The following is a 14,905-nucleotide window of genomic DNA, read 5'->3' on the forward strand; positions in this document are numbered from 1 at the left end:
GATGGTAAAGACCCCGCAGGAACTCGACCTGATGCGCGAAGCCGGCCGGCTGCTCGCCCAGGTGTTTGCCATGCTCGACCGCACGCCGCTCGCCGGCATGTCGACGCTGGAGATCGACACGCTGGTCGACCGCTACATCACCGAGGATCTCGCCGCCCGCCCCGCCAGCAAGGGGCAGTACGGCTATGGCTTCGTGCTCAATTGCTCGATCAACCATGTCGTCTGCCACGGCGTGCCCGATGCCGGGACGATCGTGCAGGACGGCGACATCATCAACCTGGACATCACGCTCGAGAAGAACGGCTTCATCGCCGATTCGAGCAAGACCTACATGGTCGGCGAGGTCTCTCCCCACGCACGCCGCCTGGTGAAGGTGACGCAGGAGGCAATGTGGAAGGGCATCGCCCAGGTCCGCCCCGGTGCGACGCTGGGCGACATCGGCGCCGCGATCGAGCGCCATGCCAAGCAGCACGGCTATTCCGTGGTGCGCGACTATTGCGGCCACGGCATCGGCCGCGAGATGCACGAGGAGCCCTCGGTGCTCCACTTCGGCCGCCCCGGCACCGGCATGAAGCTGCGCGAGGGCATGACCTTCACGATCGAGCCGATGCTCAACCAGGGCACGCGCAAGGTAACCACGCTCGACGACGGCTGGACGGTGGTGACCAACGACCGCAAGCTCTCGGCCCAGTTCGAGCATACCGTCGCGGTGACCGCGACCGGCGTCGAAGTGCTGACGCTGCGTGAGGGCGAGCGCGTGCCCGCCTAGCGCCCACAGCGCTTGCGAAACGACCGGTCCATCCCCATCTTAACGCTATCGCCGGCTTCCAGTCCGTAAGCGCCGGCGACTGGGTCCATCATGTTCTCGCTTGCGCCGCACGAGTATGTCCATGGACCTCGCCTATCTGCTTTCCCGATACCAGAACGCCCTGCGCAGCACCGCCGCCGCCGCGTGCGTGGCATCGCGCGCCTCGCACCGCGCGCTCGCGCTGGGCTACGCCGACCGCATCCGCGAGTGGCATCGTGCCAACGGCACGCCCGAGCTGGCGATCGCAGCCTGATGGGTGCGATCACCCAGCTCGCCGTCGGCGCAACCTCCGATGAAGGCGATCGCCGCCGCTTCCGTGGCTCGGCGCGCACGAAGCTCGCGCCCGAGGTGATCGCCCGCCAGTCGCGCGTCGCCCTGCTCGCCTTCCAGTGCCTGCCCGATCGCGAGGCTGCGCTGGCATTCCTCAACAGCGTTGACGAGACGCTCGGCGAGCGGCCGATCGACCTTGCGAGTGCGAGCGAAGCCGGCGCGGTGCGCGTCGAAGCGGCGCTGCGCGCGCTGGGCTGACACCGACCCATGTTCCAAACCTCAAAGATCGACTAAGAGCCCGCCATGGCCGACCGCTTCGAACGACATCGCCAGCCCTGGCGCCCCGACGAGCTGCAAAAGCTCCACACCCTCGCCAAGAAGGGCATGCCGCTGCGCGCCATCGCCAAGGCGCTCACCCGCAGCGAGGAATCGGTGAAGGAACGCGCCAAGCTCGACGGACTGTCGATCGCCAAGCTGCACTGAGCCGGGCGGGTCGCCCGCTCAGGCGTAGCGGACTGTCGTCCGCCGCCGCCGCACGCGCAACGCACCACCCATCAGACCGAAGCCGCCGATCAGCAGCGCCCACGCCGCCGGCTCGGGCACCGCGCTCGCGGTCAGGCGCGCGCCGACGGTGAAGGGGCCCGCGCCGAAATAGGCCGCGTTGATCGCATTGACGCCGGCCTGGTTCAGGTCGATCGTATAGGCCGCAGCCGCGCCGTTCACGGTGATCTTGCCCAGCACGGTGCCCGCGCCGAGATCGTCGAAGATCCCCTTGGCGCCATTATATTGCTGCAGCCCGACGATCGAGCTGGTGACGTCGTACAGCGTCAGCTCGAGCGGCCGCCCCGTCGCATTGCCATAACCGTCGGCAAGCGCGTTGCCGATGGTCAGCGATGCACTGGTCACTGGCCCCATCGGGAAGAAGCTGAAGAAGGAGCGATATTCCGTCGTCGAGCCCCAGCTGGTCAGGCTACCGGTGAAGTAGTTGGTCCACGCGTTATAGTGCGAACCGTTGCTGTCGAACCAGCCGGTCTGGAAGGCATTGATGCTGCCGCCCCCGTTCACCGTGAGCTTGACGGTGCCGCTGGGGGAATTGTTGAAGAGCTAGAAGTCCGCCGCCATGGCGGGCGTGACGCACATGGTAGCGAGCATCAAGGCTGCGCCCGACAGAACCCGACTCTTCATCGCAAGACCTCCCCTGAATGCATCCCCATGCATCGATAGTTAACGGTGGAGTATCCCAAAGCGCGGTGGAGTCAAGACAAGCGGTTCCGCCACTGTCCCGCAATTGATCAATGGCTTAGCCAGATCATCCGGCGGCGGCGCGCTTCGCTCGGACCAGCGCCGCGTCTAGCGCGGAGAGGAAGCGCGAGCGGTCCTCCTTGGCAAAGGGCGGCGGTCCGCCGATGCGGTCGCCGCCGGCGCGCAGGTCCGCCATGATCGCGCGCACGGCCACCGCGCTGCCGATCGAGCTGGTGGTGAAGGGCTTGCCGTTGGGCGCCAGCACCGCCGCCGCGCCTGCCTTGAGGCAGCGATCGGCAAGCAGGATGTCCGCGGTCACCACCACCGCGCTGGCATCGGTGTGCTCGGCGATCCAGTCGTCGGCGGCGTCGAACCCGTCGCTCACCACCACCCGCGTGAGCAGCGGGTGCTGCGGGATGCGCAGATGCGCGTTGCTCACGATCGTCACCGGCACCTCCAGGCGCCAGGCGACCTTGTAGATCTCTTCCTTCACGGGGCAGGCATCGGCATCGACGAGGATATGGGGCATGATCGGCATGGCCCTCCCCTGCCACAGTCGCCTGCGAAATGCGAAACCCAGGCCGTGTGCAAAAAGAACAAACCGGAAACTAATCGCTTTCCTACAGATGCGATCCGAGCCTATCCTCGCTTCCATGCAGCCCGAAGACGACGATCCGTTCGACTTTACGCCGGTCGCTACCAGCCCTCGCGCCGATGGCTGGAGCGCCGAACGCCAGCGCGCCTTCATCGCCGAGCTCGCCAGCCATGGCGGTGTCGCCGCGGCGGCGCGCGCGGTGGGGATGACGCCGCAGAGCGCGCGCCGGCTACGCACCCGCCCCGATGCCGCGGGCTTCGTCCGCGCCTGGGACGCGGCAGTCGATCAGGGGCGCACGATGGCGCTCGATCTTGCGCTGCAGATCGCCCGCGAAGGGCGGCTGGTGCCGGTCATCCGGCGCGGCAAGATCGTCGGGCATCGCCGGTGCTTCGACAGCCGGCTGATGTTCGCCGCCTGCTACGGCGAGTCGATGCAGCGCTATGAACGTAAAGCGAGGGCGGCGCTGGAACCAGCACCGCCCTCGTCGCGTCCGGGATCGCGTTGATGTCGCTTTCCCGGAACTTTCGGAACTTTCGCCGGCTCAGAAGCGAACGCTGACCCAGCCGGCCAGGAAATGCGAGCCCTTGGACCCCACCGCCTTGAGCACCGCGCCGGGCTCGAAATATTCGTAGCGGCCGATCACCGAGACGCGTGGGCTCACCTTCCAAGTCGCCTGCAACCGCGCCGCATCGCCGACATGCGCGCCCTTGACCAGCTGGGTGCCCGCATAGGCAGTGCCGGCGCCGCGATACACCGCGTCGTTCTCGTCGACGCGCAGGCTGTGCTGCAGCTCGGCAGTAAGGTCGAGCGACTTGCTCGGCGAAATGGTGAAGTTGGGCGAGACCTGGAACAGGTTGGTCAGGTTGAGCGCCAGCTGGTAGCTATAGGCGATCGAACCGGCGGTGATGGTGCGGGTGTTGCGGATCGTGCCGGTGCCATAGGCGCCCCCTCCGCTGCCATAGTCGAAATGGATGCCCGGCTTGGGCTTCAGCCCCTTGTTGCTGAGGCTGTAGGTCTGGGCGGCCTGGAGGAACCAGGCATCGATCGGACGGCCGCGATAGTCGCCGCCCTGGTGGTTGACCAGCCAGTCGAAGGTCAGCTTGTCGATGCTGCCCCAGAGGCGCGCGCCGTAATAATGGCGGACTTCGAGGCCGGTCGCCTTGCCCCATTTCAGCGTGTCGTTGCGCTCGCGCCAGAAGAAGGGGTCGAAGAAGATCTTGCGCTTGGGCTGGTTGGCCAGGACCACGCCGAAGGTGACGCCCGAGAAGCGGGTACCGTCGTCGATCCGGTCGTCTCCGCTGCCGCCCAGGCCCAGCGTGGTCTGCTTGAAGTCGAACACATCGGCGCGGAACTGCGCGAAGGAGACCCAGGCACGGCCGCCGTTGAGCTCGGTGTGGATCGAGTTATCGTCCTTCACCGAGATCAGCCCCGGCGCACCGTCGGTGAACTCCTGCCGGCCATAGCGCACCCCGGCGTTGACGCCACGGGTCAGTGCGCCGCTCAGCTCGACGAAATATTGCTGGGCAAACAGGTCGTTGCGCGACTTGGCCGCCGGCGTGCCGAGATTGTGCCCGGCCAGCCCGCCATGAGCGAGTTCGCCATAGGCACGCAGCGGACCGACATGCACGTCGGCACCGGCAAAGATGCGGAACAGCTGCTCCTGGCGATGATCGCCCGGCAACAGGCTGGGCTGCGAGACATATTGCTCGCGCAACCGCATCTCGCCGGACAGCGTGACATAGGCGAAGCCGTCCCCGGCGATCGGCAGGTACTTCAGCCGGTCGAGCGGATCGTCGCGCTTCTTGGGATTGCGCATGCCGCGCCAGTCCTCGGCCCAGCGCGAGGTGTTGTAGCCGCCCAGCTTGATGCCGAAGCCGTCGGCCTGCGACGGATAGGTGAAGGTCGCGGGCGACGAGGGTGCGCGCGGCGTCACCGCTTCGGACGGCGGCGTGGATTTCTGCGGCGGGATATTCTGCTGTGCCCCATCCTGGGGCCGTTCGGCGATCACCAGCAGTGCGGCGGGCTCGATCCGCTCCTGCGTCTGCGCCGAGGCGGGCGAAGTGGAGATCGAGAGGCTGACGGCAAGCAGGGGCAGCAAAAACTGGGTACGCGACATGACGTTGGTCCGTTCTGGACAAGACGCCGTCATCGCCCCGACCCTGTCCCTGTGGACGAGGCAATGCTGCGCCTTGGGAAGGCGGCGGTTCGCCTTCCGGTAATGGGTAGTGCGAAAGTGGCGAGCGGCGCCGAACCGGCACCGCCCGCCGGGCGCTCAGAAGCTCGCCCAGTCCTCGGCGCCGGCCATGGCCGGCACCGCACGGGGTGCCGATGCAGGTGCCGAACGGGGTGCTGCGGATGCCGAACGGGCCGGCGCCCGCATGGGCGATCCGTTGTCGATCTTGAACCGCGCCGCCTGGCGGGTCAGCCCGCTGACCTCGCCGGCCAGATTGCGCGCGGCAGCCGAGGTCTGCTCCACCATCGCCGCGTTCTGCTGGGTCGAATGGTCCATCACGCCGACGGCCGTGGCGATCTCGCTGATCGCCGATGACTGGGCACGGTTGTCGATGGCGACCACCTCGATGAACTCATGGACCTGGCTGACGCTGCTGGTGATGTTGGCGAGCGCGGCGTCGACCTTCTTCACCGAATCCACCGCGACGCCGATATCGGCCTGGGTGGTGGTGAGCTGCTCGCGAGCACGACGCGCTTCCTCTTCGGCGCGCATCGCCAGTGCCGAGACGAGGTCAGCGACGACGGCGAAGCCACGGCCCGCCTCCCCTGCCCGACCGGCTTCGACGGCGGCGTTCATGGCGAGGACGCGGGTCTGGAAGGCGATCTTGTCGAGGCCCTCGATGACATTGTCGATGCCGCGGGCGCTTTCGGAGACGCGGTCCATCGCCGCCGTCGCGTCGGTGGCGGTGGTGCGGCCGGAGTCGACGATGCCGATCGCCTCCTGGGTGAAGCCGACCGTGCGATCGGCAGCATCGGCGCTCGACTTGAGCCGGTCGTTCATCTGCTGGAGCGCGGCCGACGTCTCCTCCAGGCTGGCGGCGTTGCTCTCGGTGCGGCGGGCGAGATCGTCCGAGGCGGCGGAGATTTCGGTCGAGCCGGTTTCGATGCTGCGCGAGGCTTCGGAAAGCACGCTGATCAGCTCGCGCAGGTTCTCCAACGCGGTGTTGAAGTTGTCGCGGAGGGTGCCGTAGGCCGGAGGCACCGCGGTGGTGATCGAACTAGTCAGATCGCCCTCGGACATGGCGTGGAGCTTTTCCGAAAGCAGCTGGACGATCGCCTGCTGGTCGGCATCCGCGGCGGCCTTGGCGGCCTCGGCATGGACCTTGGCCTCGGCATTCTGGCGGAACACCTCGAGCGCACCGGCCATCGCGCCGATCTCGTCCTTGCGGCCCGAGCCGGGGATGACCGCGGCGGTGTCGCCGCTCGCAAGGGTGCGCATGCGGCCGGTGATCGCGCCGAGCGGCAGCGTGATCGAGCGGCTGACGAACAGGACGGCGGCGACCAGCACCAGCACGATGACCAGCGCAGCCATGCCCAGCTTGATCTCGGCGTCGTGCACCGCGGCCTGGATTTCCTCGTCGAACACGCCGGTGGCGACCACCCAGCCCCAGGGCTTGAAGGCGCGGACATAGGAGATCTTGGACTTGACGCCCTTTCCGTCCGGCATCTCATATTCGTAGGACACGAAGCCGGCGCCCTGCTCGGCGGCGACCTTCACCATCTCGCGGAAATGGAAGGCGCCGGCGGCATCCTTGGTGTCGTAGGTCGTTTTGCCGACCTTCTCCGGCTTCACCGGATGCATCACCATCATGTGATTGGTGTCGAGGATGAAGAAATAGTCGCTCTCGCCGAAGCGCATCGAGCCGACCACCTTCTTGGCGGCGGCCTGTGCGTCCGCCTGGCTCATCCGGCCGGCGCGCTGCTCGGCTTCGTAATAGTCCAGCTGGCTATAGGCGATGTCGATCGCCTGCTTGGTCCGCGCCTGAAAGCTTTTGGTGAGCGAACTGTCGAGCTGGTTGATCGACAGAAGAATGACCAGCACCAGGCCGACCAGCGATCCCGCGCCTATGATAAATAGTCGTTTACCAATGCTGATATCATTCAAGAAACGCACTACAACCTCCGGACATATCCATTCCGGATTGTTATAGAGCGATGCAGTCCGAAGATTTCCGTTTCATATGACTTATTTCGCCTTCGCAGCAAAGCGAATCGAAACGTTTTCAAACCCTAATAATAGTCGAAGTGGACCTTACGGGATTATGCGGAGGTGGAGGAGCACGCTCGGGCACTCCTCCGATACCGAGGTCAGTTCTGGGACGCCTTTGTGCCGGGGCGGGCCGGCGGCTGGCTGGAGGCGGCGGCGCGCAGGGCCTCGTCGTAAAAAGCAGAGAGGTCACGGTGCATCAGCGGCATGGTCGTGGGGTTGAGATAGACCATGTGGCCGGCGTCATAATAGGTGAAGCGGATGTTCTTCTGCAGCTGCGGATCGAGCAGCATGTGGCTGACGTCGAACTCCGCGCCGTAGAAGGGGGTGGCGAAGTCGAAATAGCCGTTCATGAACAGCACTTTCAGATACGGGTTGGTCCGCATCGTATAGGCCAGGTCCGCCGCGCTGTTCGGTGCGAGATGGGTGCCGCTGCCGTCGGGCGCACGGTGCTTCCAGTCCCAGTCGAAGCCGGGGCCGCGCGCGGTCATCCGGTAGGGCATGTCGGTCTTATAGCCGAGCACGCGCGTCGCATAGTCCTGGAAGGTCGCGACGAAGGCACCGGCGACCGCGGTCGAGGCCGGATCGTCGCTGGGGCTGTCGGCATTGGCGTCGGTCATGTTGAGCAGGTAGCGCGAATCCAGCCGGCCCACGGCAAGGCGACGGTCGCGGAGCAGCTCGGTCTGGAAGTGCGACAGGGTGAGGCGCAGGTCGGCGCGCAGGATGAAGGCCTCGCTGATGCCGGTATAGTCGGCCATCTTCTTCGCAATCGCCGCCTTTTCCTCGGCCGAGATGGTCGAACCCTTGGCGAGCGCGGCGGCATAGGGCCCGCTGGTGAAGGCACGGACCTCGGCGAGGAAGCTCGGCAGATCGGCGGGGCGGTTCTGCAACCGGTTATGGTACCAGGCGGTCGCCGCCATGGTCGGGAACAGCGTGAGGAAATTCTGGTCGTAGCCTGGCTGGCGGACGCCGTAGTTCATGATCGTCGAGAACTGGACCATGCCGTTGAGGCTGAGCCCCGCATCCTCGAGCTTGGCCGCGACCACCGGATTGCGCAGCGTGCCGTAGCTTTCGCCGAACAGAAATTTCGGGCTCGGCCAGCGATCGAACTTGCTGGTGTAGCGCAGGATGGCGCGGGCGAAGCCGTCGGCATCCTGGTCGACGCCCCAAAAGTCCTTGCCGGTCTTCTCCCCCAGCGGCCGCGACCAGCCGGCGCCCAGCGCGTCGATGAAGACAAGGTCGCTCTTGTCGATCAGCGAGTCCGGATTGGGGCCGAAGCCATAGGGCGCCGGGCGGATATATTCGGGATTGGCGGTGGTGACGCGGACCGGCGCGAAGCTGCCCATGTGCAGCCAGATCGTCGGCGATCCCGGGCCGCCATTGTAGAAGAAGGTCACCGGCCGCTGCTCGCGCGCCGCACCGTCGCGCACATAGGCGGTGTAGAAATAGGACGCGGTGGGCTTGCCGTCGTCGTCGCGGATGGTGAGCGTGCCGGCGGTGGCGGTATAGGCGATCCGCTGGCCGCCGACGGTGACCGCACCGTGGCTGACGGCGGTCGTTTCTTCTACCGACGGCTTGGACCAGGCGGCTTCTGCCTCAGCCTTCATCTGCTCGCGATGGTCCGGGCCCTTGGCCGCCGGCTTCTCCTGCGCCCAGGCCGGGCCGGTGGTGGCGAGCAACAGGCACACAAAAGCAGCACGGCGCATTCAAATCCCCCAATGTTCTTGGATCAGGGAGACTTTGTTACATGGCTGCGCTAGCGAGACAAGCGCGCGAAGATTTCGTTACATTTCCCCGCGCGCGCGACGGATGGCATACCACTTCGCCACATTCGCCTGGTGCTGGGCATAGGTCTCGGCGAAGACATGGCCGCCGGTGCCGTCGGCGACGAAGTACAGCGCCTTGGACTGGGCCGGGTGTAGCACCGCGTCGATCGACGCGCGGCCCGGATTGGCGATCGGCCCCTCGGGCAGGCCGCGCATCGCATAGGTGTTGTAGCCGTTCTTCGCGTGCAGCTCCGACTGGAGGATGCGGCGGCCGAGCGGCTTGCCCTTGGTGATCGGGTAGATGATCGTCGGATCGGCCTGGAGCGGCATGCCTGCCTTCAGCCGGTTGGCATAGACCGCGGCAACCGTGGTGCGCTCGGCAGGCTTGGCCGTTTCCTTCTCAACGATCGAGGCGAGGATGATCGCCTCGCGCGGCGTGGTCACCACCAGCCCCTTGTCGCGCCCGGCCCATGCCTTGGCGAGATAGGCGGTCATCGCCTTCTGCATCCGCGCCAGCACCGCCGCGCGCGGTTCGTCGCGGACATAGGCGTAGCTGTCGGGGAGGACCGAGCCTTCTTCGGGCGTCTTAGCCGTGCCGGTGAGCGCCGGTGCCTTGGCCAGCGCCTCGGCAACGAGTATCGACGGCATGCCCTCGGGCACCGTCACCAGCCGCTGGAGGGTCTTGCCGGCCTGCAGCATCTCGAGGATCTGCCGCGCACTGGTCCGCGGCGCGATGCGATATTCACCGGCGCGGATCGTGCCGGTCCCGCCGAACGCCTTGGCAAAGGTCAGGAAGATTGGGCGCGACGTGATCGCCCCCGCCTTTTCCAGCTCGCGGGCAGCCCGCGAAAGGGTCGCGCCCTCGGGCACGACGACGCTGAGTTCCTGCGTCGCCGGCCCCGGCCCCGCCCAGAGGAACCAACCTCCGGCAAAGGCCGCGACCAGCAGCAGCGCTGCGACGAGAAGGACGCGCGGCCCCCGGCTCCTGCGCGCGGGGGCACGCCTGGTGGAGGAACGGGGTCGCGCGCCCTTCGCCATAGATCAGAGCGCCTTCATCACCAGGCTGGCATTGGTGCCGCCGAAACCGAACGAGTTGTTCAGCACGGCCTTCACCTTCCGCTCCTTCGCGACGTGCGGCACGAGATCGATACCGACACAGTTGTCGCTCGGATTGTCAAGGTTGAGCGTCGGCGGCACGATCTGGTCGCGCAGCGCGAGGATGCAGAAGATGCTCTCCACCGCACCCGCGCCGCCGAGCAGGTGGCCGATCGCCGACTTGGTCGAGCTCATCGAGGCGCCGCCGATGTCGTCGCCGAAGAGGCGGCGCACCGCGCCGAGTTCGAGCTCGTCGCCCATCGGGGTCGAGGTGCCATGCGCGTTGATGTAATCGATGTCGCCAAGTGCGAGGCCCGACTTGCGCATCGCCATCTGCATCGAACGGAACGCGCCCGAGCCTTCCGGATGCGGGGCGGTCACGTGATAGGCGTCGCCCGACAGGCCATAGCCGACGACTTCGGCATAGATCTTCGCGCCGCGGCGCTTGGCATGCTCATATTCCTCCAGCACGACCACGCCCGCGCCCTCGCCCATGACGAAGCCGTCGCGGTCCTTGTCCCAGGGGCGGCTGGCCTTAGTGGGATCGTCGCGGAAGCCGGTTGAGAGCGCACGCGCCTGGCCGAAGCCGGCGATGCCGATCGGGCAGACGGTGCTTTCCGCGCCGCCGGCGAGCATGATGTCGGCATCGTCCATCGCGATCATTCGCGCGGCGTCGCCGATCGAGTGGGCGCCGGTCGAGCAGGCGGTGACCACCGCATGGTTCGGGCCCATCAGGCCGTACTTGATCGAGACCTGGCCCGAGATCAGGTTGATCAGGCGGCCATGGACGAAGTGCGGCGAAACGCGCTTCGGACCCTTTTCGTGGAGCACGAGCGACTCGCTCTCGATGCCCGGCAGGCCACCGATGCCGGAGCCGATCGAGCAGCCGGCGCGGAAGCGCATCTCTTCCGGCATGTCGAGCAGGCCGGCGTCCTCGATCGCCTGGCCGGCGGCATCGATGCCGAAGACGATGAACGGATCGACCTGGCGCTGGATCTTGTGGTCGACGCGCTTGCCGGCGTCGAAGCCATATTCATGATCGGCAGGCTTCACTTCGCAGGCATAGTTGCTCTGGAAATCCGTCGCGTCGAACTTGGTGATCGTGCCCGCGCCGGACTTGCTGGCGAGGATGTTCTTCCAGGCGGTTTCGACATCGGCCCCCAGCGGGGTGACGAGGCCCAGGCCGGTCACGACTACGCGGCGCATGGCAGTTCTCCAGTCAATTTCTGTTCGGTTCGTTCGTAATACAAAACGGCTCCCCGTCCGCATCGCCAAAGGCACGGGACGGGAAGCCGCCTAGTCGCAAATCCTGCCCATCGGGCCGGGAGCGCGTTTCGAGCCTCAGCCCTGCTGATGCTCGGAGATGTAGGCAACGGCGTCGCCGACGGTGCTGATCTTCTCCGCGGCGTCGTCCGGGATCTCGACCCCGAACTCTTCCTCGAAGGCCATCACCAGCTCGACGATGTCGAGGCTGTCCGCGCCGAGGTCATCGGTGAAGCTCGCGGTCGGCACCACGTCCTTGGCGTCGACGCCGAGATGGTCGACAACGAGCGCCTGCACGCGGGTGGTGATCTCTTCCTGGTTGGCCATGGTCCCTGTTTTCCTTTGTGATGGGGCTCTGAATCCGTTTTCCCGCACCTAGAATGCCGCCGGGGCGGTTGCAAGAGGGTGCCGCAAGGCGCCCGCTCTCGTCAGCGGGAAAAGTCGGCTGAAGCATATTCCAGCGTGTTGAGAAACGCAAAATATTGCGCAAGCAGTTCCGCATTGGCGCGGGTCTGTTGTGCTTCATCGGTAACGGCGGCGCGGATCAGGTCCTGCGTTGCCTTCGGGCTGAGCGGCTTGCGGCGCACATCCTCGGGCAACGCGGTAAACTGCTGGTCGAGTGCGGCGGGGTCGAAGCCCTTGGCCTGCACCACCCGCTTCGCCACTGGCAAGCCCACTTCTGCCAGTGCGTAGACACCGGAAGCCGTGGCCGCCGCCCCGCTCCACCCCCGCTCGTTGGCGCAGGCAGTGGTCGCGTCATTCAGCCCGCGAGTGACTGCGGGCGAATATCGAGGCCGCTGCCCCGGCGTGCCGAGGTTGCGCTCGACATCGGCGGCGAGTTGCGCCTTCACCGCCGCGTCCAGCTTCTGCCCGACACAGACGATCGACGCCGGATCCGCCGGTGCCGCGAAGGCCGGGGTTGTGGTGGCAAGTGCAAGTGCTGCGGCAAGAATCAATCGCATCGTATTCCTACTCCACGCCCCCCGGCTGCTCGGCTCAGAGCATCGCCATCCCGCCGTTCACGTGCAAGGTCTGGCCCGTGACATAGGCCGCTTCCTTGCTGGCGAGATAGACGACCGCCGCGCCGATATCCTCGCCCTCGCCCAGCTTTCCGGCAGGAATACGGCCAAGCAGCGCCTCTTTCTGCGCATCCGGCAGAACGTCCGTCATCGCCGACCGGATGAAGCCCGGGGCGACGCAGTTCACCGTGATGTTGCGGCTGGCCAGTTCCTGCGCCAGCGCCTTGGACATGCCGACCAGGCCAGCCTTGGAAGCGGCATAGTTGGCCTGCCCCGGATTGCCGGTAGCGCCGACCACCGAGGTGATGGAAATCATGCGGCCAAAGCGTGCCTTCATCATCGGCTTGGCGGCAGCGCGCATCAGGCGGAAGGCGGCTTCCAGATTGACCTGGATCACCTGCTCCCACTCTTCGTCCTTCATCCGCATCGCGAGATTGTCGCGAGTGACGCCGGCATTGTTGACGAGGATGTCGAGCTTGCCGCCCAGCGCTTCCACCGCCTGCGGCACCAGCGCATCGACCGCGGCGCGATCGGAGAGATTGCAGGTCAGCGCGACATGCTCGCCGCCGAGGCTCGCCCGGAAGGCTTCCAGCTTCTCGGCATTGGAGCCGGACACGGCGAGCTTTGCCCCCTGCGCCGCCAGCGCCTTGGCGATCGCCGAACCGATTCCTCCCGAAGCGCCCGTGACGAGCGCGGTCATTCCCGTAAGATCGAACATTTACCGTATCTCCTCAGAGCGCCTTCACAAGCGCTTCAATGTCATCCATCGTCACGACGCTGGTCACGCCGGCATCAGGGGTGATGCGCTTGACCATGCCGCCGAGCACCTTGCCGCCTAGTTCGACGAAATCGTGCACGCCCGCATCGAACATCGCCGACACCGATTCGCGCCAGCGGACCATGCCGGTCACCTGCTCGACGAGCAGCGTGCGGATCGTCGCCGGGTCCGCGACCGGGGCCGCCGTCACATTGGCGTAGACCGGCACCAGCGGCGCCTGGATCGCCACCTCGGCGAGCGCGGCGGCCATCGCGTCGGCGGCGGGCTGCATCAACGGGCAGTGAAACGGCGCCGAAACCGGCAGCAGCAGCGCGCGCTTGGCGCCATGGTCCTTGGCGATCGCCACCGCGCGCTCGATCGCGGCGCGTGCGCCCGAGATCACCACCTGGGTGGGATCATTGTCGTTGGCGACGGTGCACACTTCGCCCTCGGTCGCCGCATCGGCGATCGCCTGCGCCTTAACGAGATCGGCCCCGAGCAGCGCCGCCATTGCCCCCTCGCCCACCGGCACCGCCGACTGCATCGCATCGCCGCGCTTGCGCAGCAGCTTCGCCGTGGTCGACAGATCCAGTGCGCCAGCAGCGCACAGCGCGGTATATTCGCCGAGCGAGTGGCCCGCGACAAAGTCAGCCTTGTCTGCCAGGCGGATGCCGCCTTCCTTCTCGAGCACGCGCAGCACCGCGATGGCATTGGCCATGATCGCCGGCTGAGCATTGGCGGTGAGCGTCAGGTCACTTTCGGGGCCCTCGCTCATCAGCTTGAACAAATGCTGGCCCAGTGCCTCGTCGACTTCCTGGAACACTTCGCGCGCGGCGGGGCTCGCTTCGGCCAGGGCCTTGCCCATGCCGACGGCCTGGCTGCCCTGGCCGGGAAAAAGAAACGCGCGCATAACTGTCATCTCCTGCGGAAGCGCCGTGAATGGGCGAGCGCGTTACGGCGAGACATGGGGCCGACGCAAGCCTGCCGCTCGGTTACACCCGTCGCAAAGCCCATGCCGGGCGCCATCCATCCGGCACGTCACCCCTCGGGCGCCACCGATCGAGCATCTGTAATGATATGGGTCACATGACTGCTTTTGGCACAATTAACCAAAATCGTTTTTGTTGTTACACTTACACATCAGCCGTACGGTACTCCCAAGTTGATTGATGCATTAGCGGGAGGATTTCAGATGAAGATGAAGATGAAGACGATTCTAGCCGGAGCAGGCTTCCTGATGGCGGCAGCACCGTGCGCCGCAAATGCCTCGATCATCGTTCCCTTCAATTGCAGCTCCGTCGCCTCCTCGAGCGGCTGCCTGTTCCTGGGCAACATCAACGGCAACGACAACGTCTTCAATCCGAACAGCTACAAGCAGGCTGAGCTCGTCTACAACGTCTATAACAATTTCGTGCCGAGCGCCCGCCCGAACATCACGCTCAACTATCTGTTCGACACCAGCAGCACCTCGGGCCTGATCACCGGCGCCGGCACCTCGTCGGGAACCTGGTCGACGCCGGGCTATGTCATCGACTATATGGCGGTGAAGGCCGGCAATTACTTCTCGCTCTACAAGGTCGCCGACCTGAGCAGCGGCAGCTGGAGCACGATGGACATTCCGCATGGCAAGAACATGAAGGACCTGTCGCACATCGTGTTCTTCGGCTCCGAGGCCGTGGCCGGCGTGCCCGAGCCGGCGACCTGGGGCATGATGATCGCCGGTGTCGGCATGGCCGGGGGCGCGCTGCGCCGTCGCCGCGCCCGCCAGCAGCTGCGCGTCGCCGCCGCCTGATTGCGCTTGCATCCGCCCGCGCATTTGCGTAAGGGCGACCGATCGGAGCGGAGCAGCAATGCGTCCGCTCCGTTTGCTT

16 protein-coding genes and 1 pseudogene are annotated in these 14,905 nt (G+C 66.1%); 6 read left to right on the forward strand and 11 right to left on the reverse strand.

Annotated features, from left to right (window positions below):
- The first annotated feature begins 1 nt into the window (after position 1).
- The 4 genes from map (at position 2) to ABIC35_RS05700 (ending at position 1,561) form a co-directional block, all read left to right on the forward strand.
- Positions 2-769: a type I methionyl aminopeptidase gene (gene map, locus ABIC35_RS05685; RefSeq protein ID WP_121077428.1), complete on the forward strand. Its 768-nt coding sequence runs from the start codon at positions 2-4 to the stop codon at positions 767-769.
- A 121-nt stretch (positions 770-890) separates the two neighbouring features.
- Positions 891-1,061, forward strand: a complete 171-nt coding sequence (locus ABIC35_RS05690) for a hypothetical protein (protein WP_183049393.1) — start codon at positions 891-893, stop codon at positions 1,059-1,061.
- Positions 1,061-1,336, forward strand: a complete 276-nt coding sequence (locus ABIC35_RS05695) for an antitoxin Xre/MbcA/ParS toxin-binding domain-containing protein (protein WP_121077430.1) — start codon at positions 1,061-1,063, stop codon at positions 1,334-1,336. The genes ABIC35_RS05690 and ABIC35_RS05695 overlap by 1 nt, the downstream gene beginning before the upstream one ends.
- Positions 1,337-1,381: 45 nt before the next feature.
- Complete coding sequence (locus tag ABIC35_RS05700; RefSeq protein WP_121077432.1) at positions 1,382-1,561, forward strand: hypothetical protein; 180 nt, start codon at positions 1,382-1,384, stop codon at positions 1,559-1,561.
- A gap of 18 nt (positions 1,562-1,579) precedes the next feature.
- Here the strand turns inward: ABIC35_RS05700 and ABIC35_RS21705 are convergent.
- A pseudogene (locus ABIC35_RS21705) lies at positions 1,580-1,687 on the reverse strand (PEPxxWA-CTERM sorting domain-containing protein); the annotation flags it as partial.
- A gap of 700 nt (positions 1,688-2,387) precedes the next feature.
- Complete coding sequence (locus ABIC35_RS05710; protein ID WP_121077434.1) at positions 2,388-2,858, reverse strand: YaiI/YqxD family protein; 471 nt, start codon at positions 2,856-2,858, stop codon at positions 2,388-2,390.
- 115 nt (positions 2,859-2,973) lie between these two features.
- On the opposite strand from ABIC35_RS05710, the gene ABIC35_RS05715 reads away from it, so the two are divergent.
- A complete protein-coding gene (locus ABIC35_RS05715) occupies positions 2,974-3,420 on the forward strand; it encodes a hypothetical protein (RefSeq protein ID WP_121077436.1) in 447 nt (148 codons plus the stop codon).
- 36 nt (positions 3,421-3,456) lie between these two features.
- Here ABIC35_RS05715 and ABIC35_RS05720 read toward each other — a convergent pair whose 3' ends face one another.
- The 9 genes from ABIC35_RS05720 to fabD all read right to left on the reverse strand — a co-directional run bounded on the left by ABIC35_RS05720 (position 3,457) and on the right by fabD (position 13,944).
- Complete coding sequence (locus ABIC35_RS05720) at positions 3,457-5,031, reverse strand: alginate export family protein (RefSeq protein ID WP_354278340.1); 1,575 nt, start codon at positions 5,029-5,031, stop codon at positions 3,457-3,459.
- A 156-nt stretch (positions 5,032-5,187) separates the two neighbouring features.
- A complete protein-coding gene (locus ABIC35_RS05725) occupies positions 5,188-6,969 on the reverse strand; it encodes a methyl-accepting chemotaxis protein (RefSeq protein ID WP_354278341.1) in 1,782 nt (593 codons plus the stop codon).
- Positions 6,970-7,235: 266 nt separating this feature from the next.
- Positions 7,236-8,840 carry a S10 family peptidase gene (locus ABIC35_RS05730; protein ID WP_121077440.1) on the reverse strand — a complete coding sequence of 535 codons (1,605 nt, stop codon included), beginning with the start codon at positions 8,838-8,840 and terminating at the stop codon, positions 7,236-7,238.
- 78 nt (positions 8,841-8,918) lie between these two features.
- Positions 8,919-9,938, reverse strand: a complete 1,020-nt coding sequence (gene mltG / locus ABIC35_RS05735) for an endolytic transglycosylase MltG (RefSeq protein ID WP_121077442.1) — start codon at positions 9,936-9,938, stop codon at positions 8,919-8,921.
- 3 nt (positions 9,939-9,941) lie between these two features.
- The gene (gene fabF, locus ABIC35_RS05740) at positions 9,942-11,201 is read right to left on the reverse strand and encodes a beta-ketoacyl-ACP synthase II (protein ID WP_121077444.1); all 1,260 of its coding nucleotides are present in this window, start codon (positions 11,199-11,201) and stop codon (positions 9,942-9,944) included.
- A gap of 135 nt (positions 11,202-11,336) precedes the next feature.
- Positions 11,337-11,585 (reverse strand): acyl carrier protein, encoded by a 249-nt coding sequence (locus ABIC35_RS05745; protein WP_010543822.1) that lies wholly within the window; start codon positions 11,583-11,585, stop codon positions 11,337-11,339.
- 101 nt (positions 11,586-11,686) lie between these two features.
- On the reverse strand, positions 11,687-12,220 hold the full coding sequence (locus ABIC35_RS05750; RefSeq protein WP_121077446.1) for a hypothetical protein: 534 nt from the start codon (positions 12,218-12,220) through the stop codon (positions 11,687-11,689).
- A 34-nt stretch (positions 12,221-12,254) separates the two neighbouring features.
- Positions 12,255-12,995, reverse strand: coding sequence for a 3-oxoacyl-[acyl-carrier-protein] reductase (fabG, locus tag ABIC35_RS05755; protein ID WP_121077448.1), 741 nt, complete (start codon positions 12,993-12,995; stop codon positions 12,255-12,257).
- A gap of 13 nt (positions 12,996-13,008) precedes the next feature.
- Entirely contained in the window at positions 13,009-13,944 is a 936-nt protein-coding gene (gene fabD / locus ABIC35_RS05760; RefSeq protein WP_121077450.1) for an ACP S-malonyltransferase, read from the reverse strand.
- A gap of 282 nt (positions 13,945-14,226) precedes the next feature.
- Here fabD and ABIC35_RS05765 point away from each other — a divergent pair, with 282 nt between their 5' ends.
- Positions 14,227-14,826, forward strand: a complete 600-nt coding sequence (locus ABIC35_RS05765) for a PEPxxWA-CTERM sorting domain-containing protein (protein WP_354278342.1) — start codon at positions 14,227-14,229, stop codon at positions 14,824-14,826.
- The last annotated feature ends 79 nt before the right edge of the window (positions 14,827-14,905 follow it).

Origin of the sequence: Sphingomonas trueperi (assembly GCF_040545965.1) — a bacterium.
Taxonomy (GTDB): domain Bacteria; phylum Pseudomonadota; class Alphaproteobacteria; order Sphingomonadales; family Sphingomonadaceae; genus Sphingomonas; species Sphingomonas trueperi_C.

Coding starts and splice junctions, on each gene's coding strand:
- map (WP_121077428.1), top strand. CDS start 2: ATGGTAAAGACCCCGCAGGAACTCGACCTGATGCGCGAAGCCGGCCGG.
- ABIC35_RS05690 (WP_183049393.1), top strand. CDS start 891: ATGGACCTCGCCTATCTGCTTTCCCGATACCAGAACGCCCTGCGCAGC.
- ABIC35_RS05695 (WP_121077430.1), top strand. CDS start 1,061: ATGGGTGCGATCACCCAGCTCGCCGTCGGCGCAACCTCCGATGAAGGC.
- ABIC35_RS05700 (WP_121077432.1), top strand. CDS start 1,382: ATGGCCGACCGCTTCGAACGACATCGCCAGCCCTGGCGCCCCGACGAG.
- ABIC35_RS05710 (WP_121077434.1), bottom strand. CDS start 2,858: ATGCCGATCATGCCCCATATCCTCGTCGATGCCGATGCCTGCCCCGTG.
- ABIC35_RS05715 (WP_121077436.1), top strand. CDS start 2,974: ATGCAGCCCGAAGACGACGATCCGTTCGACTTTACGCCGGTCGCTACC.
- ABIC35_RS05720 (WP_354278340.1), bottom strand. CDS start 5,031: ATGTCGCGTACCCAGTTTTTGCTGCCCCTGCTTGCCGTCAGCCTCTCG.
- ABIC35_RS05730 (WP_121077440.1), bottom strand. CDS start 8,840: ATGCGCCGTGCTGCTTTTGTGTGCCTGTTGCTCGCCACCACCGGCCCG.
- mltG (WP_121077442.1), bottom strand. CDS start 9,938: ATGGCGAAGGGCGCGCGACCCCGTTCCTCCACCAGGCGTGCCCCCGCG.
- fabF (WP_121077444.1), bottom strand. CDS start 11,201: ATGCGCCGCGTAGTCGTGACCGGCCTGGGCCTCGTCACCCCGCTGGGG.
- ABIC35_RS05745 (WP_010543822.1), bottom strand. CDS start 11,585: ATGGCCAACCAGGAAGAGATCACCACCCGCGTGCAGGCGCTCGTTGTC.
- ABIC35_RS05750 (WP_121077446.1), bottom strand. CDS start 12,220: ATGCGATTGATTCTTGCCGCAGCACTTGCACTTGCCACCACAACCCCG.
- fabG (WP_121077448.1), bottom strand. CDS start 12,995: ATGTTCGATCTTACGGGAATGACCGCGCTCGTCACGGGCGCTTCGGGA.
- fabD (WP_121077450.1), bottom strand. CDS start 13,944: ATGCGCGCGTTTCTTTTTCCCGGCCAGGGCAGCCAGGCCGTCGGCATG.
- ABIC35_RS05765 (WP_354278342.1), top strand. CDS start 14,227: ATGAAGATGAAGATGAAGACGATTCTAGCCGGAGCAGGCTTCCTGATG.